This is a genomic window from Streptomyces sp. NPDC017979 (assembly GCF_044328175.1).
Classification (GTDB): Bacteria; Actinomycetota; Actinomycetes; order Streptomycetales; family Streptomycetaceae; genus Streptomyces.
Genome location: NZ_JBIRGU010000007.1, coordinates 17,884 through 36,789, shown reverse-complemented (window position 1 = coordinate 36,789; position 18,906 = coordinate 17,884). Strand labels below are relative to the sequence as shown.

Here is an 18,906-nt window from a genome sequence, read left to right as displayed (position 1 = left end):
GCGAACCCGCCGGCGGCATGGCCGGCCACTGATCCACCTTCTCCGGAATGGGAACACATGATCACAGCACCGCAGCAGCAACTGCCGCGTCGCTCCCGCCGATCCGCCCACACGGTGGCGATCGTCGTGCTCGCCCTGTTGCTCACGATCGCCACCGCAGCCTGTTCCGCACCGGCGCCGGATGACGACGTCCCCGCCCATGCGGCCGTCACCGAGAACGATCCCCGGTTCGAGGGCACTTTCCGGCACGAGTTCGCCGACGTTGACGGTGTTCGTATGCATTACGTGACCGGCGGCAGCGGCACCCCGGTGGTGTTGATACATGGCTGGCCGCAGACCTGGTACGGCTGGTGGCCGATCATGCCGGAACTAGCTCAACGGCACACCGTGTACGCCGTTGATTTGCCCGGGCTGGGTGACAGTACTGGCTCACCGACTGGCTATGACAAGGCCACGCTCGCACGGTACGTGCACAAACTGATCGCGGATCGGCTCGGAGTACGTGACGCCCGTGTCGTCGGGCATGATTTCGGCGCCGCGGTGGCTTTCCAATACGCCAGTCAGTTCCCCGACGATACCGCCCGTCTCGGCTACCTTGACCTGCCGTTGCCGGGGCCCGCGATCGACGCACCTACCTACCGGACACTGAGCTGGCACATCTCCTTCCACTCCCAGCGGCGGGTCCCCGAGGCTGTCGTGGGGGACGACGTCCGTGAGTACCTGGCCTTGTTCTATCCGCAGGTCTCTTTCGGCGGCGCGGCGTTCGGCGGCACTGCCACTCGATCTCCGTTCTCCACCACCGAAGTCAACGAGTACGCGCGAACGTACAGCCGACCTCAAGCACTGACGGGTGGCTTTGAGCTCTATCGCGCCCTGGACAGGGACGTCCGCGACACGGTGGCAGCCCCACCGGTGCGTGTTCCGGCCCTGCTCATGACCGCTCAAGGGCAACTCGACGCGATCCGGGGCACCGTGGCCCCGCGCCTGACCAATGTCGTGCGGGCGACGGACGTACCGAAGGCCGGGCACTGGCTCGTAGAGGAGAACCCCCGTTTCGTCACCGCCGAGTTGCTGCGTTTCCTCGATGGGTGACCATCTGCCCTATGCCGTGTCCGGAGAGTCCAGTGCACGTCCCTGGGCCTGTGGACGTAGCCGCCGTGGTCCTGCGGGTGCATTGGTCTCGACCGGCCCGCCACCGGGCCGCAGTTGCCATCGCACATGCCGTCGCGCGGCGAAATCCCGTCCTGCCGTGCCGGCACGTGGGACTCTCCGGACACGCCCCAAGCCCTGCCTACCGGATCTTGCTGGGCTCGCGTGCCCTTGGCACTGCTCCCCCTGGGTCTTCGGCCCGGGAGGTGCCCCCACTCCGCATTGTCGTCAGTCGCCGACGGCCCCTGTGCCCTGCGGGCACGGGAGGTAACCCCACCGCGTCGACTCCCCCCTCCGCCTTGAGATACACGGCACCAGAACCCCCCTACTCCTGGAGGGAGTGGGGGCCCTCCACTGATCCAGCCCGATCCGAAAGAAAGGATCTGGGCGATCCGGGAACCTGCTCGGCGTAGCCTCCCCTCAGACGCATCCACGTCGCCCACAACGCCGATCCTTAACCACTCATAGGAGCCCGTCTACCATGCACACATACGATGTCACCGTGACTACCTCCGCCTCGCCGGACGTCGTCTGGAAACTGTTGGTCGACGCCGCGAGCTGGCCGTTGTGGTCGAAGGTGGACAGTCTTGACACCGAACGTTCCGTCGATCTCGACCCCGGTGGCGACGACGGCGTTGGCGCCGTTCGGGCCTTCCGGACGGGGCGCACTGTGACCGGGGAGCGGTTGACGGAGAAGGTCGAGGAACGCCTTCTGGCCTACGAGGACGTGTTCATCTCATCGATGCACAACTATCGCGCGCGCATCGAGCTGACACCGACAGCGAGCCAAGGCACGATCATCCACTGGCACGGCCAGTACGAGACGAACTGGCTCATGCGCTGGATCATGCCGCGCTACCTCCAGAAGTTCATGCAGGGCATGGCGGAAGGTCTGGCTCGCTATGCCGAGGAGGGCGAGCTGGCTTTGTGAGGGTCCGGATTAAGTGGTGTCACGGCTGGTTGTTCGTGGGTGTCTGTTGCTTGTTGTGATACGGGGTTGGTTTCAGTACCCGTCGGCCGCCGGCTTTCGGCTGTGTGTCTGTTGGGTTGGGGGGTAGGGTTCATTTTGTTGCAATGTGTTGTGTGGTTGGTTTCGGTGTGTGAGTTGTGTATTGAAACGGAGAGTGGGTGGAGGGCGTGGCTGGGGGTAGGGGTTGGTTTGGTTGTGGTGTTGGTGGTGCCGGCTTCCGCGTTGGCGATTAGTGGTGGCGAGCAGGCGAGCCTCGCGCTTTCATGGAGCGGGCTGTCCGACGGGTGGTCAGGTAAGCGAAAAGTGCCTCTGACCAGCAAGAATCAGGCAACGCGAACAGCAACACCGCTGTCGACCACATCACCACGGCTGGGCTCGCCTTGGCGCAACTGCCGAAGAAGTACCGGCGCGGACGTCGGACGCTGATCCGTACCGACTCCGGCGGCGGCACCCACGAGTTCGTGGCTTGGCTCGCCCGGCCGGTGGCTGTCGTACTCGGTCGGCATGACCATCACCGAGCAGATCCACCAGGCCGTCCTCAAGGTTCCCGCCACGGCCTGGACGGCAGCGATCGAGCCCGGCGGCGCGATCCGGGATGGCGCCTGGGTCGCCGAACTGTCCGGCGGCTGTCTGAAGGGCTGGCCGAGAGGGTTGCGGCTGATCGTCCGCAAGGAACGGCCCCATACCGGCGCCCAGTTGCGGATCACCGACGCCGACGGGCTGCGGCTGACCTGCTTCGCCACCAACACCACCGTCATGCCGATCGCGGCACTGGAGCTGCGACACCGCCGGCGGGCGCGGGCCGAGGACCGCATCCGGGCCGCGCGGGCCACCGGCCTGCGCAACCTGCCCTTGCACGACACCGCGCAGAACCGGATCTGGCTGGAGATCGTCCAGCTCGCCCTGGACCTGCTGGCCTGGATGCCGATGCTCGCTCTCACCGGCGAAATCCGCAGGTGGCAGCCCCGCCGTCTCCGATTCCGCCTTCTCTCCGCCGCCGCCCACAGATCGTCAGGACCGCCCGCCGCCGGCACCTGCGGTTCGCGCGCCACTGGCCCTGGACCGACGTGATCACCGACGGCCTGGCACGACTCGAAGCTCTCCCGAACCCCCCGGCTGAGCAGCACGTGGTGTGGGTGGTGGTGGTTTGATGGGTTATTGCGGTGTGTTTGAGGTGGTGTGTGGCTGTGGTTTTTTCTTCTCTGTGTTTGGGGTGGTGGGTTGGTGGGTTTGTGGTGGGGTGGGGGTGGAGTGTTGTTGGAGTGTGGCTTTGTGGAGTTTTCGGGGTGGTCTGTTGGTTTGTTGGGTTGGGTGGATTTGTTGCCTGCGTGTGGGCTGGTTGTGGTGTCGTTGTTTCTTTGTGTGTTGGTGTGCAAGTGCGGAATCTGTGATGTTGGACACCGGTGATACTGGTAACTCTCGCGTCTATCGTGCCGTTTGTCGTTGCCCCTGACGGTGGGGTCGGAGTGTATTGGGGAGAGTTATGTCTGGTGTGAGAAGTTCTTGGGCGGGGACTTTTTTGGTGGTGGCGGTTGTGAGTGCCGTTATGGCGACTGCGATACCGGGTCAGGCTGCGTCTGGCGTGGCGTCTGCTAAGGCGTCTGGCGTGGTGTCTGGTGAGGTGTCTGGTGAGAGGTTTGTCAGGGCGCGTGCTGAGGTTGTGGTGAGTGGTCTGCGTAACCCGCGTGATGTTCAGGTTCAGGCTGATGGATCGCTCCTGGTTGCGGAGTCTGGTAGGGGTCCGGCCACTCCGTGTCCGCCGCCGGCGGGAGTGGGGCGTAACCGGTGCCTTGGTTTCAGTGGGTCTCTGTATCGGGTTGCGGGTTCCTCTCAGGGGCGGGTGCTTACCGGTCTTCCGTCTCAGCAGATCAATCAGAATTACGGCACGAGTGTGCTTACCCGTATCGGTGGGGCAGTTCAGGCTGAGGCTGTGGGTAACGGTTCGTACCGCATCAGCTACGGTCTGAGTGGTCTGCCGTCGGATCGTGCGGGGCTTGGTGCGGGCAGCGGCCCGCTCGGGACTTTGAGTACCAGCGGGGGTGCGGTGCTGGGTGACTTGGCGGTGCATGAGCTGGTGCACAATCCCGATGCCGGGAACCCGGGTGTGACCGAGGTGTTCTCCAACCCGTGGGGCTTTGCCAAGGACGGTCAGGACTTCCTGGTCACCGACGCGGGTGCCAACGACTTGGTCCGGGTCCGTCCCGATGGCAGTACCGAGACCGTTTTCGCCTTCCCCACCAACGTGCGGCCGACTGACAATACGCCTCTGCAGGCAGTGCCGACCGGCATCGTGCGCGGTCAGGACGGCGCGTTCTACATTGCCGATATGAGTGGCATGCACCAGGGCCTCAGCCGTATCTGGCGCTATGTCCCCGGTAGCACGCCGACGGTCTTCGCCTCCGGCTTGACGGATGTCATCGACCTCGCGGTGGCTCCCGGCGGGGATCTGATCGCCCTGTCCTACGGCTCCGGTGAGCCGGTCAACCCGGGCCCGGGCACGCTGACCCGGATCAACGCAGGCACGGGTGCCACCACCCCGATCCCGACCACCACCTCGCTGAAGGAACCCTCGGGCGTGGCTGTCACCGCGCAGGGAGACATCTACGTCACCAGCAACACGCAGAGCAACACGGATGGCGTGCTGCTGAAGTTCCCGGCTGTCTGACCGGGTTCGTCCGTCGGCGCACAGGTGGTTGTCACACTCGTGCGCCAGGCGGTGTCTTCATGTCAAACAGGCCGTAAGGCCGCTGAAACAAGGAGAACACCATGACACCGCGTATCCCCAAGGCCGAGCTTCCCGCCGAGATGAAGGAGGCTCTCATCAAGCAGCTTGGCTCTGTGCCCGAGCCTGTCGAGGTGGTCTTCAACAACCCCGCCGTCGCTACCTCCAACCTGGAGTTTTCGGCGAAGGCCGCCGCGTGGGACGCGGTGGACGAGGGCCTTAAGACGTTCGCGCACATGGCGGTGGCGGCCCAGGTGGGCTGCAGCTGGTGCTTGGACATCAACTACTTCGCCGCGCTGAACCAGAACCTTGACCTGACCAAGGCCAGCCAGGTGCCCAACTGGCGTGACTCCGAGGTGTTCACCCCGCTGGAGCGCGAGGTGATGGAGTACTCCGAGGCCATGACGAACACCCCGCCGACCGTCACGGACGAGCTGTCGGCGAGCCTGCTCAAGCAACTCGGTGCGGCGGGTCTGGTCGAGCTCACCGTGTTCGTCGGCTTCGCCAACCTCTCCACCCGGGTCAACACCGCGCACGGGATCACCTCGCAGGGCTACTCCGAAGCCTGCCAGATCCCGCTGGCCGAGCGGCCCCGGACGGCCAACGCAGTCTGACACGATGATCAGTGTGACTCATGACCCCATGACCGACGACCCGTTCGTTGCCCACCGCAGCCTGCTGTTCACGGTCGCCTACGAGATGCTCGGCTCTGCGGCCGATGCGGAGGACGTGCTGCAGGAGACCTGGCTGCGCTGGGCCGACGTCGACCACTCCCAGGTGCGCGAGCCTCGGGCGTACCTGGTGCGGGCCGTCACCCGCCAGTCCCTCAACCGGCTGCGCTCGCTGTCGCGCAGCCGCGAGGACTACGTGGGGGAGTGGCTTCCGGAGCCGCTGCTGACCAGCCCCGATGTGGCCGAGGACGTCGAACTCGCGGAGAGTGTCTCGATCGCGATGCTGACCGTGCTCGAAACCCTCGCGCCCACCGAACGCGCCGTCTTCGTGCTCCGCGAGGTCTTCGACATGCCGTACGGGGAGATCGCGGAAGCCGTCGGCAAGTCGGCGCCCGCGGTACGGCAGATCGCACGGCGCGCCCGTGAGCACGTGGCGGCCCGCCGGCCGCGGATGCAGGTGAGCCGCTCGGAACAGCAGGTCGTGGTCGAACGGTTCCTGACCGCGCTGCGCACCGGGAAGCTGCAGGACCTGCTGGAAGTCATGGCTCCTGACGTGGTCATGATCGCCGACGGGGGTGGGGTCGTGACGGCCGCTCTGGCGCCCATTCGCGGTGCCGCCGAGGTGGCGCCGGTGCTCGCCAGGGCGGAGCGGCTGGTCGAGGCGCTCGAGACGACGCCCGTGTGGCTCAACGGCGCCCCCGCGGGCCGTATCGAGTTCGACGGCGAGCCGGCCGCGGTGAGCATCGAGGTCGAGGACGGTCTCATCACGCGGATCTATGTGGTGCGCAACCCTCACAAGCTGACGCGCCTTGACGAGCCGGCCCGACTGGCTAGGTAACAGGCATCATCAGCGGTCCGGGCGGTGTCAACCGCCCGGACCGGCCCATATCCAGACAGGGAGTGTCATGGACACCATTGCCCGCCCCGCCCCCGGCTGGGGCACCGCTGCCGGGATCCTCGCTCTCACTCCGCCGCGCACCTCAAGTGGTGAGCACGGCGGTCCCACCCTGGACCGCCTGCTGATCACCGAGCGCATCGCCCGCTACGGCTGGGCCTACGACGAGCGCGACCAGGCCGCCCTCGCCGAGTGCTTCACCGCCGACGCCACCTGGCATGCCACGGTCATGGGAGAGATCGAGACCCCGCTGCACCGGGGCGCGGAGACCATTGCAGCGGCCGAGGCAGCGCTCTGGCCCCAGCAGGGCGACCAACGGCGCCACCTGTTCACCAACCATGTGATCGACCTGTCCGGTGACGAGGCGACCGCGCATGCTTACATGATCCAGCTACGCATCCAGGACGCCACCTCCTCACTGGCCGTCTCCGGGGCCTACCGCTTTCACCTCCGCCGTGAGGCGGAGGGGGTCTGGCGCATCGACACGCTCCGTAGCGCTCTCGACAACCTCAAGTGAGCCCCGCGAGCCGCAGCAGCAGCGACGTCACCTCCGTGGCGGGGAGCGTCCCGCTCACCTCGCCGGGGCGCGAGCACAGGAGCACGGGACCGTCCTCGGGCCGCTCCGGCAGCCTGCCGTGGCTGCCGCGCACCGGAACCGGGTCCAGCGGGACCACAGCCATCCGGTAGCGCAGGCCCAGCTTCCTGCAAGCCACCGCACCCGCCGCCTCCACCTTCACACCTGGATCGAGCGGGCCCAGGAACAGCTTGGCTCTGTTCACGTCGTTGAGCAGCACTTGCTTACGGCTCCGGGAGGCACCTGGCGACCCCGGGAGCCGATGTTCACGAGAACGGACAGCACCGTGGTGGTGGCCAGCAAGTCGCCGGCGACCGCGCCACGGCAGTCCGTGCAAAAGCGCTTGCTACGGGCGGAGGCCGCAGTGACCGTCGCGCCGTTGCCGACCGCAGGCAGGTGCCTCCCGTTCTCGTGAACATCGGCTCCCGGGGTCGCCAGGTGCCTCCCGGAGCCGTTGACCGCTCTCATCCAATCAAGGCGTTTACTCAACGAATCCAGTCGTTCTGCCTTCCGTCTCAGCAAACCTAGTCGTGCGGCTGAGCGCGCTGGGGGTGCTGGGAGGTTGTACCGGCTGGGGTGGATCTTGCGGGACCGTACGTCGAGCTGTCGTACGTCGACGCCGTACGTAAGCGTCGGCGGCGCCCGCTGCTGGACTGCGTGACAGCCCGCTTCGAGGACGCCGCGCCAGTGCGGCCGTTTCGTTGGTCGCGGGGTGAGCGTCACTTCGCGGGCTGGTACTGGGCGGCCACGACCGGGCAGCACGTCGGCTTCGAACCGTGGCTGGAGCGCGACCGGCTCCTGCTGATCGACTTCGATTCCGAAGCCCTGGGGATCGCCTGGCAGCACTTCTGGCTGCACTGGCACGACGGCGAACGGGAGCGCCGACACGCCCCGGACTACTTCGTGCGCCGCACCGACGGCTCGGCGGTGGTCCGGCCCTACAGCGATCTGGGCAAGGCTCATGGACGAGCGGGATACCTCAATCTTCTACGGCGTCATCAGGCGCTACGTTCAGGACCAGATACTGCAGCGCGAACCGCCACCTTCGTCTCATCCAACCTAGTCCGCCCAGGTCATCGGCTTCCGGCCGACTAACTTGGCTGAGACGGGACAGCCGTAAACAAGTGCTGCTCGAAGTCGTGAACAAAGCCAAACAGCTCGATGGGGTCGTACCCGGGTTTGCGATGGATTTCGACGAGCCTTGCGAACTCGAGGGCGCGCGCGTCGTCGAACCAGTGGTGGTACGTGAACTAGGAATCCGGCTCGGCGAGGGCCACCAACCCAGCGGACGAGCGCGAGTGCGGCGGCGGTACCGACTGCGAGCCGGGCGTCACCGGCGGGCGCACCCCGGCCGACAGGGCCTGGCCTGCCAGGTGTACGTCGTGACCTCGAAGTGACGGCCACGGGCCGTCGCCCCGCGGACCAGCGCCGCGAGCGTCTCACCCTGCGGGTCTTGAACGGATCACTTCTGCCCCAATCGGCGGCCGAGTTGACCAGCACCTGGCCGAGCCCCTACGTCCGCAGGACGGCGACCATGCGGCGCTCGTCCATCCTTGGTGACGGGTAGCCGCAGAACCCGAGCCACGCCCCGCTTTCCTGGCCTCCTCGACAGTGGTCTCGTCGAGCGGGTCGAGCAGCACCCGGTCCGTGGGCAGCGTCGATTTCCGACGCCACCGCTCCACCGATCGGACGCTGACCCGCAGCTTCTTCGCGATCACCGTGTTCTTCTCCCCCCGGGCAAATCCATCAGCGGCCCACAACCGCTCCCCCCGCTCCCACAACCGCTCCCCCCGCTCCCACAACCGCTCCCCCCGCTCCCACAACCGCTCCCCCCGCTCCCACAACCGCTCCCCCCGCTCCCGCAACTGCTCCCGCTCCCGCAACTGCTCCCGCTCCCACAACTGCTCCCGCAGGGCCTGGCTCTGCGAAGTGAGACCCCCGCCCTGCGTATATCCCGTAGCCCCGACGTACCGCAGGGATCTCGTCCTGTCGCCCCCGACAACTCAACGGAAAGGTCAGTAGGACCTCTCAGAGGACGGGGCCGCCAGCGTGGCGGTCGGGCGCGCTGCGAGCCGCGCGCGCAGGAACTTCATGGAGGAGCGCGCCAGGTCGGGCCCGGCGTGTGAGTGACGGGGCAGTTCGACCACGGTGAGGCCCTGGTAGCCGGTGGCATCGAGCGCGGCCAGCACCGGTGGGAAGTCGATCTCACCATCCCCCAAGGGCAGATGCTCGTGCACACCGCGCCGCATGTCCTCGATCTGCACATGCCGCAGCCAGGGACCCGCGGCGCTCACGCACTGCTCCGGCGGCAGCGGCTCCAGGCACTGGCAGTGACCGATATCGAGGGTGAGGCCGAGCTGCGGGTGGTCGTCCAACCGGGCTCGCAGCCGGTGGAAGTCGGCGAGGGACTCGACGAGATGACCCGGCTCCGGTTCGAGTGCGAGCGGCACACCGGCCCGCTCCGCGGCGTCCAGGACGGGCCCCAGGGAGTCACTGAGCATGTCCCAGGCGGCCCTCTCGGCGGTGACGACGGAGGGTACGCCGCTGAGACAGTGCACCGCGTGCGCGCCGAGATCAGCGGCCACCCGTACCGCGGTGACCAGCAGCTCGATCCGTGCCGCCCGGGCCTCGGGCTCCGGTTCGAGCAGGCTCGGGGCGTGCTTGCGGCGCGGGTCGAGTACATAACGGGCACCGGTCTCGACCGTGACGGACAGGCCGAGTCTGTCCAGCAGCGCGGCGATTCGGGCGACCCGGCCGGTGAGATCGGGGCCGAACGGGTCGAGGTGCATGTGGTCGAGGGTCAGGCCCACCCCGTCGTAACCGAGCTCGGCGAGGACACTGAGGGCGTCCTCCAGGCGTAGATCGGTCAGGCCGTTGGTGCCATAGCCGAGGCGGACGTTCATGTGAGGCTCACCTTCCGGGCCAGCCGACGGGCCACTGGGACGAGTCCGGTGAGCAGCGCGGCACAGGCGAGCGCACCGGAGCGGGCCGCGAGGGCCGCTTGGAGCGGGATCATCGCGCAGATCCCGCCGTTGACGGCCTTCTGGGGCAGCGACGACGGGGTGAGTGCCGGGTGAAGATACGGGACCGTGGCTGTTGCCACATAGGCGCCGGTGAGGGCGGCCCTGGCGTACACCTGCGGCCCTTGGACCGGGCGTCGCCCGCAGCCGGTCAGGGTGCCGAGCGGGGCCGTCGTGCCGAGCCCGGCCAGCGGTGCGCCCGTCGAACCGCCCCGGGTCTCGTTGCGGGAGACCACGGTGAGCACAGAGGTGTGCGCGCCGAGCACGGCGGCGGGCGCCAAGGCACGGCGCGCAGCACGAGCCGGACTCCCCACGTCGGCCCGTGGGCCGGCGCCCGCCACGGGCCCGAGTAGCAGGTCGAGACCACGCGCGGCGGCCATTGCGGCCGGGCCTGCGGGCGTCTGCCTCAGATGTAGGTCGTAGGCCCACACGGTGCCGGCGAGAGCGGTCGCGGCTAGCGCGGCGGGGCGGCCTGCGGCCAGCGCCAGGCCCACCCGGGCGACGGTCAGACCGGCCGCCGCCGTCAGCGCCCGGGCAGGAGCGATCCGGCCCGAGGGCAAGGGCCGGTGCGGGCGCTCGACGTCGTCCTCATCCCGGTCGGCCCAGTCGTTGAGCGCCGTGCCCGCCTCGTACCGGCACAGCGAGGCACCGGTGGCCAGGGCGGTACGGGCCCCAGGGCGCGCGCCGCTCGCGGCGGCCTCGGCGGGTACGTCGCCCGGGACGCTGAACAGGGCCGAGACGCGCGCGAGTTCGGCCCAGTCGCGGGGGGTGCTCACCGGGGCTCCCTCAGCGTCGCGGCGAACGCGAGGAGCTCGTCGTACTGCTCGGCGAGGGCGGCCGAGGTGCCGTCCGGGTCATTGAAGTAGAAGCCGAGTGCGGGGAGGGGCCCGGTGATGCCCGCCTCGTGGGCGCGCGCGGCGAGTCTGGCCAGGTCCAGTACCACAGGCGCGGCCAGAGCCGAGTCGCAGCCCTGCCAGATGGTCTGAAGGATCATCCGGGAGCCGAGGAAGCCCTCGAAGGCGACGTGGTCCCAGGCCGTCTTCCATTCGCCGAGCACGGGTACGTCGTCGATGTGCACCTCGCCCTCGGGCAGGGCGCCGAGGTTGTCCTCGAGGACCCGGTTCTTCCCCGTGTTCTTCGCCGCGTTCTTCGCCGCGGCCGCCGTGGAACCGGCGAGCGCCGCGCCGTCGCCGCCCCCGAGCAGATTGGTGCCGGACCAGGCCCGTACGTTCAGGGCACGCTGGCGGAACATGGGCGCCAGGACCGCGCGCAGCAAGGTCTGCCCGGTCTTGCCGCCCCGGCCCGCGTACGGCACCCCGGCTGCCGCAGCCGCTTCGGCGAGGGCCGGATGGTGTATCCCGGTGGACGGCGTGAAGTTCACGTAGGCGCACCCTGCGCGCAGGGCGGCCGCCGCGTACAGCGAGCTGGCGGGCAGCCGGTCCGCGCCGGGGGCGGGTTCGGTGGAGGCGGCGTTCACGACGACGGTACGGGCGAGGCCGCCTCGCCGGGTGAAGTCCTCAATATCGGCGGCGAACGCCGTGATCAGCTCCTCGTCGCCGCGTGGGTCGCCGGCCATCGGTCCGCCGGTGCGTATCTCCTCTTCGGCTGCGGCGAGTTCACCGTGGACGGCCCGCACCAGCCCGTGCGGCAGGACGCCCTGCTCTGCGAGGGCCTCGGCGCGCTTGGGCAGCGGCCAGTCGACCGTGTCATGGCCGCCGAAGACGAGACCGGACAAGGCGGGCAGCGAAGCGGCGGCGAACGCCGGCGACTCGGTGACCAGGCCCGTCGGCCCGTACAGACCCGCGGCGAGCGCGGCGCACCCGGCGACTGCGGTGGTGGCGACACAGCCGCGGGCTCCGATGAACCAGACGCCGGTGCCGCTGCCGCTCTCGGCTCTGGCGGGGATCCCGGGTGTCTCGGCATGCTCGGACACGGAAGCCTCCTGGGGTACGTCGGTCCTGATGAGCGGGCGATGAGCGGGGCGCTACTGGGCGCGCTCCTGAAGCAGTCCGGCCAGCTCGCTCCACGCGGCCGCGCAGCTGCGGGCCAGATCGGCGACCTCGGGGGCCCAGTGGCAGGGCAGTCCGTGGGTGAGCGTCTCGGTGTCCTGGCTGGTGACGGAGTAGTGGTGCAGCCAGCGCAGAGCGCGTCGCCCGGTCTCGCTGAGCCGCAGCGAAGGGTCCTCGTTCAGCTTCGCCAGCAGCCTGTGCCGGTCCACCACGACGGCCCCGCGCTCGCCGTCGGCGGGCGCGGCCGCAGGGCGCCGGCGGTCCGGGCCGACGGGAGGGCGGAGGGTGGGCCGGACCTCGCGGTAGCGGCCGGGCACGGGGTCCTCGCCACGGTCGATCCGACGCCGTACGTCCCGCACCGTGGCTGGGGAGAGCCCGGTGGCGCGGGCCACCTCCCGCAGGCCCGCGTCCGGTGCCTCGCGCAGGAGAGCGGCGGCGCGGCGCCGACGAAGGCCGCTGTCGAGGGGCCGTAACCGGCCGTCCTGGCCGAGCCGGGTGCCGGTCTGGACCACGCGCCCGGCGGGCGACCGGGTCCGCAGGCGGGCGACCGTCTTGTCGGAGATCCCCACGGCCGCCGCCACCGCGCGGTCGGACCACTGCGGGAAAGCCTCGATGATGCGGGTGGCCGCGGCGGTGCGATCGGCGCGCGACAACGGCAGGCCGTGAGCGACGTTCGCCTTCACGGCCAGCACGAAGGCGGTGGCCCGGTCGCAGTCGAGCAGCCTCGCCGGGACCTCGCTGCGTCCGTTGACCCGGGCCGCGTGAACCCGGTGGACACCGTCGATGACGCGCAGCGTCGGGCGGTGCACGGTGATCGGCGGTAGAACACTCTTGGTCTCGGCGAGCATGCGCACGTGAGCCTGGTCCGGGCTGGACAGCCGAGGGGAGCCGTCCAACACGAGCGAATCGACGCGGACGGGGGTGATCGGGTGCGATGCGATCCACTGCACCGGTGACGCGATCCTGCCGGGACCACCGGCCCGGTACGTTACCTGCTCAGCCAAAGACAACGGGCGCCTCCTGACGGCGTCTGCAACGGCGGATCCGCTTCCGAGCGACATTGGAGGCGGTCCCACCACACGGTGTCAACGCGCCGCTAGCCGGTCTCAAATCCGGCTGGAGCCCCTCTCAAGGACAAGGCCGGCGGCCGCCTGCCGTGCGCATCCATGTCACAGTCCCGCGCCGTGCGGTGTCTTCAGGACGTACGCACCAAACACCACCGCAGGAGATCGCCATGGAACCCCGTCTGAACCTCTTCGGCAGCCCCGTCGTCGCCAAGGCACTGAAGTACTTCGCCTCGGCGAGCCGCGTCCTCATCAAGGAGTCGACGCTGCCGAAGTCGACCCAGGACCTGGTGATGCTGCGGGCGAGCCAGATCAACGGCTGTGGCTACTGCACGGACGCCCATTCCAAGGACCTCGCACACGCGGGGGAGTCCGCGACACGGGTGAACCTGGTCGCAGCCTGGCGCGAGTCCAATGTCTTCACGGACGCCGAGCGTGCCGCACTGGAGCTGACGGAGCAGGGCACCCGGATCTCCGACGGAGCCGGCGGCATCACGGACGAGGCATGGACCGAGGCCACCAAGTACTACGACGAGGAACAACTGTCGGCCCTGGTGTGCTTCATCTCCTTCATCAACTCCTCCAACCGCTTCGGCGTCATCAACCGCACTCCCGGCGGCGACTACCGGCCCGGCGATTTCGGCTGATCGCCTGGAGCCGTCGTGGAAGCCCGGTGGACGCGCACCCGAGCGGCGCGGCCACCGGGCCGTGAAGCTGCCTGCTGGGCCCCGGTGTCCGGTGCCCTCGACGGTGTGCAAGTGCGGAATCGCCGCGGTCGCACACCGTGCGCGGCGGTCGGCTCCCATGCCTATGGTGACGTCGGCCGCCTGCACTGCGCCCGGGCCGGCGGCGGCCCGTCTGATCAGGTTCGTTCACCTGTCGCTACAGATGCGAGGCATCCATGACGGAAGAAACTGTGATGCGGGAACTGGTCCCCTTCCCTCAAGACCGTACGTGCCCGTACCACCCGCCGGCAGGATACGACCCGCTGCGTGCGGACCGGCCGCTGACCCAGGTCAAGCTCTACGACGGCCGCGCCGTGTGGCTCGTCACGGGGTTCGCCGCGGCCCGCGACCTCCTCAGCGACCCGCGCCTGTCCGCGGACCAGGACAACGAGGCGTTCCCGTCGCCGACGGAAGGTTTCAAGAACCGCGTCCGCGGCCGCCGCCTCTCACTGCTCGGCATGGATGACCCCGAGCACAAGGCGCTGCGCCGGACGGTGATCCCCACTTTCACGGCCAAACGCATCTCCGCTCTACGCCCGCGCATCCAGGAGATCGCTGACCGGCTGGTCGACGACATCATTGCCCAGGGGCCGCCGGCCGAGTTGGTGAGCGCGTTCGCGCTGCCCCTGTCGTCACAGGTGATGTGCCTGATGCTCGGTGTGCCCTACGACGACCACGAGTTCTTCGAGGAGCAGTCGCGACGCCTCCTGGGCGGACCGACTGTCAAGGACACTCAGCGAGCCGGCGAGCAACTCGACTCCTACCTTGGCGCGTTGATCGAGCGCAAGCAGCATGAGCCCGGAGACGCCCTGCTCGACGAGTTGATCCATGAGCCGTACGCCCGGGGGGACATCCAGCGCGACGAGTTGATGGCGCTCGCGGCGCTGCTGGTCGTCGCGGGCCACGAGACCACCACCAACATGATCTCCCTCGGAGCGTTCACGCTGATCGAGCACCCTCAGCACCTCGACGAACTGCGAGCGAACCCGGACCTGATGCCTGCGGCCGTCGAGGAACTACTGCGCTTCCTCTCCGTGGCCGAGGGCGGCATGCGGGTGGCGACGCGGGACATTGAATACGGGAGCCACACGATCCGCGCGGGCGACGGCGTCATGATGTCGACGTCCCTGATCAACCGCGACCCCGCGCAGCACGGCGCGTCCGACGAACTGGACTGGCACCGCGAGGACCGCCACCACCTCGCTTTCGGCTTCGGTATTCATCAGTGCCTGGGGCAGAACCTGGCCCGTGCGGAGATCGAGATTGCGCTGCGCACCCTGTTCCACCGGCTGCCCGGTCTGAAGCTCGCGGCGCCCGTGTCGCAGATCCCCTTCAAACCCGGCACCACGTTGCAGGGAATGGTTCGGCTCCCGGTCGGATGGTAGGAGATGAGTGTGCGGATTCACGTCGACAAGGACCGTTGCGTGGGCGCGGGCATGTGTGTGCTCACCGTGCCCGGCGTCTTCACGCAGGACGACGACGGGCTGAGCGAGGTCCTGCCCGGGTGCGAGGGCGGGGCGGGACAGCCTCTGGTTCTCGAGGCGGTGCGGTCCTGCCCCGTGCAGGCCGTCGTGGTCGAGGAGGACTGACTTGACCTCTTAACCTCGGAGTCCGAACGGTGCATCGCACTTGATCACTCTGATGGGTAGCCGCAGTACACACAGGCGGCCTTCGCGCATGTGATCCGGCCAAGAAGCACACGAGCTCGGCACGAAGGCCGTGGGGATGATGCTGTCGCACCATGCTGTCGGGCAGGATCCGTTTGCAGAACTGTCCCGCTTGCCTACGTTGTTCCACGGGATGCGGCGAGCCCTTCGGGGCCGTACGAGTCGACCCGGGCCCCGGAAGGGGTGACGGTGCGACTGCCGTTAGCCGGTCATAGATTGTTCCACTGCTTTGGCCTACGAAGTTCGGGAGGTCGGTCCGGGCGGAACTCTGCGCGGGGCCGGGCTGCCGGGCTCTGCGTCCGCACCGGCCCAGCCGTCGGATGATCGTCGTCGACCGCCTCGCGAGTGGCTCTAGCCGATCTGTGCGGGCAGTCGCGAGCGAACCGGCGGAAGGCAAGAGACGAGAGGGTTGTTGCGCAGCGGCCGCAGGGCGCTGGCGGCCTGCCGCCTCTGGCTCCGGCACTCCCTGGTGACCAGGGGAGCCGCCCACACCGGCCCCACGGTGTACTACCCACACGGTGTTCGCGCCCCTGCCGGATCGCGGTCTCACGAGCCGCTCGCGCCGTACGGGAGCAGCCCTGCGGACCGCCGCCCGGACATCCCGAGCGGTTGCGCCCCGACCTCGCGCTCACCGCGCGAGAACGCCGCATCGATCAGGACCTGTGGCCCGCTCCCGACGGCGCCTGACCGCCGCGGCGGGCCGGTTCACCACTCGACCAGCGCGAAGCTCGCCGCCATCCCGCCGCCGAATCCGGCGAGCAGCAGCAGTTCGCCCGGGCGGAAGGCGCCCGCACGGTTGGCCGCGTCCAGGGTGATCGGGATGGAGGCGGCGCCCGTGTTGCCGTAGTGCGTCAGCGTCCGGTGCGTGGTGGCGCGGGGCATGGCCAAGTCCTCGACGACTTCGTCGAGCATGACGCCGTTGGCCTGGTGCGGGATGAAGTGGCTGATGTCCTCGGGGCTGACGCCGGCCTCGTGCAGGAACCCCTTCACCAGGTGCGGCAGTTCCTCGACGACGAAGCGGCGCACCGCGCGCCCGTCCATCGAGAAGTACTGCTCCCCGGCGTCGAGTCCGGTGACGTCCAGGGGCAGCCGGCTGCCGCCCGCGGGCACCTGGATCAGGCCCGAGAGCTCGCCGAACGTGTGCAGCGCGACATGCCGCACACGTGGGCCGCGGCCCGTCGTGCCGAGGACCATCGCGCCCGCGCCGTCCCCGAAGAGGACGACCGTTCTGCGGTCGGCCGGGTCCAGGATGCGCGAGTACACGTCCGCGCCGATGATCAGCGCGTGACCTCCCCGGTGCTCCAGGACGCCGCCGACCGCGGACAGCGCGAACACCGTCCCCGAGCAAACGGCGTTCACGTCGAACGCCGCGGTGCCGGGCGCACCGAGTCGATGCTGTACGTATGCCGCGGTGGGCGGCTGGGGACGGTCCGGCGTGGAGGTGGCCACGGCGATCACGGACAGTTGCTCGGCGGTGATGCCGGCCGACTCCAGCGCGGCCTGCGCCGCCGCCGTGGCCAGGTCGGAGGTGGCCTGGCCGGGGGCGGCCCAGCGCCGCTCCCGGATGGCGGTCTTGCGGGTGATCCAGGCGTCATCGACTCCTGCCGCCGCTCCGACTTCGTCGTTGGAGACGATCCGGTCCGGCACATACGCACCCGTGCCGATGATACGTACGTCGGTCATCCAGCTGCCCTCCCCTTCAGTGGTGGCAATGGGCTGTGCTGTGCGGTGTCCGGGCTCGCCGGTGGGCGGTCTCGGCCCTCGAAGGCGGGCAGCCGAGGGCGGTTGCCCACGGGCCACACGCCACGAACGGGTTCAGAGCCGGCCCGTGGACCCGGGCTCCGCGTTGACGTCCTCGACCACGCCGCGCGGCACCAGCAACTCGGTGACCACGGTGTTCTCGCTGCGCACGACGGCCCGCTGCCGCAGTTCCGCGCGCTCCCGTAGGAGGTCGAGGAACGCGGTGATGCGACGCAGCGCCTCCCCTTGCGCGGGCGCGCCGTTGAGGGTGAGTGCGTCCTGGTCAGCCGTGGCGTGGAGCCGGACCGAGGTCGTCGTGGGGAAGATGTCCAGGGTCATCGACAGGCTGTCGGTCCAGGGCAGGAACAGTTGCTCGTCGCGCTTGCCCCAGTACTTGATCAGCGCGATGTTCGGGTGTGCGACGACGGCCGCGCCGCCGGCCGGGGCCCGCGTGCCCGGCCGGCCGGGGGCCGGGAGGTCACCGTTCATGGCTGCCGGTCCCCATGAGCGGTACGGCCCAGGCCCGCACGGCGCCGGCCGCGAGCAACTGGCCCGTGACCTGGCCGGCCGTCCGCGGGGAGGCCAGCGCGAGGACACAGCCGCCCAGGCCGCCCCCGGTGATCTTGGCACCGTGGCTGCCCGCCGCGAGCGCGGCCCGCACCAGTGCGTCGATGCGGTCGGTGCTCAGACCGGCTTCGTGCATCAGCTCGTGATAGTCCGTCATGCAGGCGCCGAGCTCTGCCGGCCGTCCCTCGGCGAGGTACCGGACGGCCCGGCCGACGAGCAGGGTCGCCCGTTGGACGAACGTCTCCCGCGCACCGGTCCGTTGCCCGAATTGCGCGCGCAGCAGCCCGACCGCCTCCTTGGTGCTGCCCGCGGTGCCACTGTCCGCGACGATGAACACGTCGTCGCAGCCGATGGCCGGGGTGCGGGCCCGGCCTTGTTGAAACAGCAGCGGGGCCGAGGCGCCCACCGCCATGGCATCGACGCCGCTGGCCCGGCCGTGTGTCATGTTCTCGGCTGTCTGCACCAGGTCGAAAGCCACGTCCTCGGTCAGTTCACGGCCGAACAGCCCGGCGAGGGCCAGCACCACGGCACGTGAGTTCGCCGCGCTCGAACCGAGGCCGCGGCCGGGCGGGATCGCGCCGTTAAGGCCCACGGTCAGGGGCGTCCTGCTGTGCGCCCCCGTCCGCGCCTCGAACGCGTTGATGAGCCGACGCAGGCTGTGGGACGCCTGGGCCACCACCGCCCGCGACGCGGACCCCGGCATCGTGAACGACAGGTCGTCGTCGCTGTCGTCGCGGGAGCGCGTGCCCCAGCCGGCACGTGCCGTGACCGTGAGCTCTGGTATCGGAAGGGCGAGCGCCGGGGAGCCGTAGACGACCGCGTGCTCGCCGAGCACGATGGCCTTCGCGTGGGCGCGGCCGATCCCGGCCGTGCCGCCGGCCGGTCGGGTGCCGAGGTCTTCCGTCGCTCCCATCGTTCCCGGTGCCCCCTCCGCTGAGGCTGGCAGGGTCAACGCACTCAGCTCCCCTTGTCGTTTGTGCATCGAGACCGCGATCGGCATGAAGGAGTGCGCGCCCATTCCGGCGCGCTCTCCGGAGATTCAGAAAAGTTCTGACGCTGCAGAGCGATCTGTGTGAGTTCCTCGATGTCGAACTCCGAGCGGCATCCGGGTGTGCCGTACCGGGTGATCTTTC

The 18,906-nt window shown here is 69.2% G+C and carries 18 protein-coding genes and 4 pseudogenes; 12 read left to right on the top strand and 10 right to left on the bottom strand.

The genetic code is table 11. The features are described 5' to 3' along the window. Window positions 1–57 precede the first annotated feature (57 nt). The 7 genes and pseudogenes from ACH4E8_RS19685 (at window position 58) to ACH4E8_RS19655 (ending at window position 6,924) form a co-directional block, all read left to right on the top strand. The gene (locus tag ACH4E8_RS19685; protein ID WP_398449836.1) at window positions 58–1,092 is read left to right on the top strand and encodes an alpha/beta fold hydrolase; all 1,035 of its coding nucleotides are present in this window, start codon (window positions 58–60) and stop codon (window positions 1,090–1,092) included. Between the two features lie 538 nt (window positions 1,093–1,630). Beyond that, on the top strand, window positions 1,631–2,080 hold the full coding sequence (locus tag ACH4E8_RS19680; RefSeq protein ID WP_398449834.1) for an SRPBCC family protein: 450 nt from the start codon (window positions 1,631–1,633) through the stop codon (window positions 2,078–2,080). 365 nt (window positions 2,081–2,445) lie between these two features. Further along, window positions 2,446–3,270, top strand: a pseudogene (locus tag ACH4E8_RS19675) (transposase); the annotation flags it as partial. Window positions 3,271–3,602: 332 nt separating this feature from the next. Continuing rightward, entirely contained in the window at window positions 3,603–4,784 is a 1,182-nt protein-coding gene (locus ACH4E8_RS19670; protein WP_398449832.1) for a ScyD/ScyE family protein, read from the top strand. Between the two features lie 101 nt (window positions 4,785–4,885). Next, window positions 4,886–5,455 carry a carboxymuconolactone decarboxylase family protein gene (locus ACH4E8_RS19665; protein ID WP_398449830.1) on the top strand — a complete coding sequence of 190 codons (570 nt, stop codon included), beginning with the start codon at window positions 4,886–4,888 and terminating at the stop codon, window positions 5,453–5,455. 28 nt (window positions 5,456–5,483) lie between these two features. Beyond that, window positions 5,484–6,350 carry an RNA polymerase sigma-70 factor gene (locus tag ACH4E8_RS19660; RefSeq protein ID WP_398450293.1) on the top strand — a complete coding sequence of 289 codons (867 nt, stop codon included), beginning with the start codon at window positions 5,484–5,486 and terminating at the stop codon, window positions 6,348–6,350. Window positions 6,351–6,417: 67 nt separating this feature from the next. Next, window positions 6,418–6,924, top strand: coding sequence for a nuclear transport factor 2 family protein (locus ACH4E8_RS19655; RefSeq protein WP_398449828.1), 507 nt, complete (start codon window positions 6,418–6,420; stop codon window positions 6,922–6,924). Here the strand turns inward: ACH4E8_RS19655 and ACH4E8_RS19650 are convergent. After that, window positions 6,917–7,174 (bottom strand): annotated as a pseudogene (locus ACH4E8_RS19650) (alkaline phosphatase family protein); the annotation flags it as partial. The gene ACH4E8_RS19655 and the pseudogene ACH4E8_RS19650 overlap by 8 nt on opposite strands. Window positions 7,175–7,557: 383 nt before the next feature. On the opposite strand from ACH4E8_RS19650, the gene ACH4E8_RS19645 reads away from it, so the two are divergent. After that, window positions 7,558–8,076 (top strand): TnsA-like heteromeric transposase endonuclease subunit, encoded by a 519-nt coding sequence (locus tag ACH4E8_RS19645; RefSeq protein ID WP_398449826.1) that lies wholly within the window; start codon window positions 7,558–7,560, stop codon window positions 8,074–8,076. 56 nt (window positions 8,077–8,132) lie between these two features. Here ACH4E8_RS19645 and ACH4E8_RS19640 read toward each other — a convergent pair. From ACH4E8_RS19640 to ACH4E8_RS19615, 6 genes and pseudogenes are all read right to left on the bottom strand, one after another. Continuing rightward, window positions 8,133–8,282: pseudogene (locus ACH4E8_RS19640) on the bottom strand (alkaline phosphatase family protein); the annotation flags it as partial. A 139-nt stretch (window positions 8,283–8,421) separates the two neighbouring features. Beyond that, window positions 8,422–8,648: pseudogene (locus ACH4E8_RS19635) on the bottom strand (hydrolase TatD); the annotation flags it as partial. A 348-nt stretch (window positions 8,649–8,996) separates the two neighbouring features. Then, window positions 8,997–9,884 carry a sugar phosphate isomerase/epimerase family protein gene (locus ACH4E8_RS19630; protein ID WP_398449824.1) on the bottom strand — a complete coding sequence of 296 codons (888 nt, stop codon included), beginning with the start codon at window positions 9,882–9,884 and terminating at the stop codon, window positions 8,997–8,999. After that, window positions 9,881–10,777 (bottom strand): SCO3242 family prenyltransferase, encoded by an 897-nt coding sequence (locus ACH4E8_RS19625; RefSeq protein ID WP_398449822.1) that lies wholly within the window; start codon window positions 10,775–10,777, stop codon window positions 9,881–9,883. Before ACH4E8_RS19625 ends, ACH4E8_RS19630 begins: the two co-directional genes overlap by 4 nt. Next, entirely contained in the window at window positions 10,774–11,934 is a 1,161-nt protein-coding gene (locus tag ACH4E8_RS19620) for an inositol-3-phosphate synthase (RefSeq protein WP_398449820.1), read from the bottom strand. The genes ACH4E8_RS19625 and ACH4E8_RS19620 overlap by 4 nt, the downstream gene beginning before the upstream one ends. A 51-nt stretch (window positions 11,935–11,985) precedes the next feature. Then, entirely contained in the window at window positions 11,986–12,960 is a 975-nt protein-coding gene (locus ACH4E8_RS19615; protein ID WP_398449818.1) for a ParB/RepB/Spo0J family partition protein, read from the bottom strand. A 284-nt stretch (window positions 12,961–13,244) separates the two neighbouring features. Here ACH4E8_RS19615 and ACH4E8_RS19610 point away from each other — a divergent pair, with 284 nt between their 5' ends. The 4 genes from ACH4E8_RS19610 to ACH4E8_RS19595 all read left to right on the top strand — a co-directional run bounded on the left by ACH4E8_RS19610 (window position 13,245) and on the right by ACH4E8_RS19595 (window position 16,153). Beyond that, a complete protein-coding gene (locus ACH4E8_RS19610; RefSeq protein ID WP_398449816.1) occupies window positions 13,245–13,721 on the top strand; it encodes a carboxymuconolactone decarboxylase family protein in 477 nt (158 codons plus the stop codon). Window positions 13,722–13,993: 272 nt separating this feature from the next. Continuing rightward, entirely contained in the window at window positions 13,994–15,184 is a 1,191-nt protein-coding gene (locus ACH4E8_RS19605; RefSeq protein ID WP_398449814.1) for a cytochrome P450, read from the top strand. A gap of 9 nt (window positions 15,185–15,193) precedes the next feature. Next, a complete protein-coding gene (locus tag ACH4E8_RS19600; RefSeq protein ID WP_398449812.1) occupies window positions 15,194–15,388 on the top strand; it encodes a ferredoxin in 195 nt (64 codons plus the stop codon). A gap of 423 nt (window positions 15,389–15,811) precedes the next feature. Beyond that, window positions 15,812–16,153, top strand: coding sequence for a DUF6059 family protein (locus ACH4E8_RS19595; protein WP_398449810.1), 342 nt, complete (start codon window positions 15,812–15,814; stop codon window positions 16,151–16,153). A gap of 18 nt (window positions 16,154–16,171) precedes the next feature. Here ACH4E8_RS19595 and ACH4E8_RS19590 read toward each other — a convergent pair whose 3' ends face one another. The 3 genes from ACH4E8_RS19590 to mvk form a co-directional block, all read right to left on the bottom strand. After that, the gene (locus tag ACH4E8_RS19590) at window positions 16,172–17,149 is read right to left on the bottom strand and encodes a 3-oxoacyl-ACP synthase III family protein (RefSeq protein WP_398449808.1); all 978 of its coding nucleotides are present in this window, start codon (window positions 17,147–17,149) and stop codon (window positions 16,172–16,174) included. A gap of 132 nt (window positions 17,150–17,281) precedes the next feature. Beyond that, on the bottom strand, window positions 17,282–17,695 hold the full coding sequence (locus ACH4E8_RS19585) for a hypothetical protein (protein ID WP_398449806.1): 414 nt from the start codon (window positions 17,693–17,695) through the stop codon (window positions 17,282–17,284). Beyond that, window positions 17,685–18,686 (bottom strand): mevalonate kinase, encoded by a 1,002-nt coding sequence (gene mvk, locus ACH4E8_RS19580; RefSeq protein WP_398449804.1) that lies wholly within the window; start codon window positions 18,684–18,686, stop codon window positions 17,685–17,687. The genes ACH4E8_RS19585 and mvk overlap by 11 nt, the downstream gene beginning before the upstream one ends. Between the last annotated feature and the right edge of the window lie 220 nt (window positions 18,687–18,906).

Bases quoted from the DNA above. Each gene is read 5' to 3' on its own strand.
- ACH4E8_RS19685 (WP_398449836.1), top strand. From the start codon at position 58: ATGATCACAGCACCGCAGCAGCAACTGCCGCGTCGCTCCCGCCGATCC.
- ACH4E8_RS19680 (WP_398449834.1), top strand. From the start codon at position 1,631: ATGCACACATACGATGTCACCGTGACTACCTCCGCCTCGCCGGACGTC.
- ACH4E8_RS19670 (WP_398449832.1), top strand. From the start codon at position 3,603: ATGTCTGGTGTGAGAAGTTCTTGGGCGGGGACTTTTTTGGTGGTGGCG.
- ACH4E8_RS19665 (WP_398449830.1), top strand. From the start codon at position 4,886: ATGACACCGCGTATCCCCAAGGCCGAGCTTCCCGCCGAGATGAAGGAG.
- ACH4E8_RS19660 (WP_398450293.1), top strand. From the start codon at position 5,484: ATGACCGACGACCCGTTCGTTGCCCACCGCAGCCTGCTGTTCACGGTC.
- ACH4E8_RS19655 (WP_398449828.1), top strand. From the start codon at position 6,418: ATGGACACCATTGCCCGCCCCGCCCCCGGCTGGGGCACCGCTGCCGGG.
- ACH4E8_RS19630 (WP_398449824.1), bottom strand. From the start codon at position 9,884: ATGAACGTCCGCCTCGGCTATGGCACCAACGGCCTGACCGATCTACGC.
- ACH4E8_RS19610 (WP_398449816.1), top strand. From the start codon at position 13,245: ATGGAACCCCGTCTGAACCTCTTCGGCAGCCCCGTCGTCGCCAAGGCA.
- ACH4E8_RS19605 (WP_398449814.1), top strand. From the start codon at position 13,994: ATGCGGGAACTGGTCCCCTTCCCTCAAGACCGTACGTGCCCGTACCAC.
- ACH4E8_RS19590 (WP_398449808.1), bottom strand. From the start codon at position 17,149: ATGACCGACGTACGTATCATCGGCACGGGTGCGTATGTGCCGGACCGG.
- ACH4E8_RS19585 (WP_398449806.1), bottom strand. From the start codon at position 17,695: ATGAACGGTGACCTCCCGGCCCCCGGCCGGCCGGGCACGCGGGCCCCG.
- mvk (WP_398449804.1), bottom strand. From the start codon at position 18,686: ATGGGAGCGACGGAAGACCTCGGCACCCGACCGGCCGGCGGCACGGCC.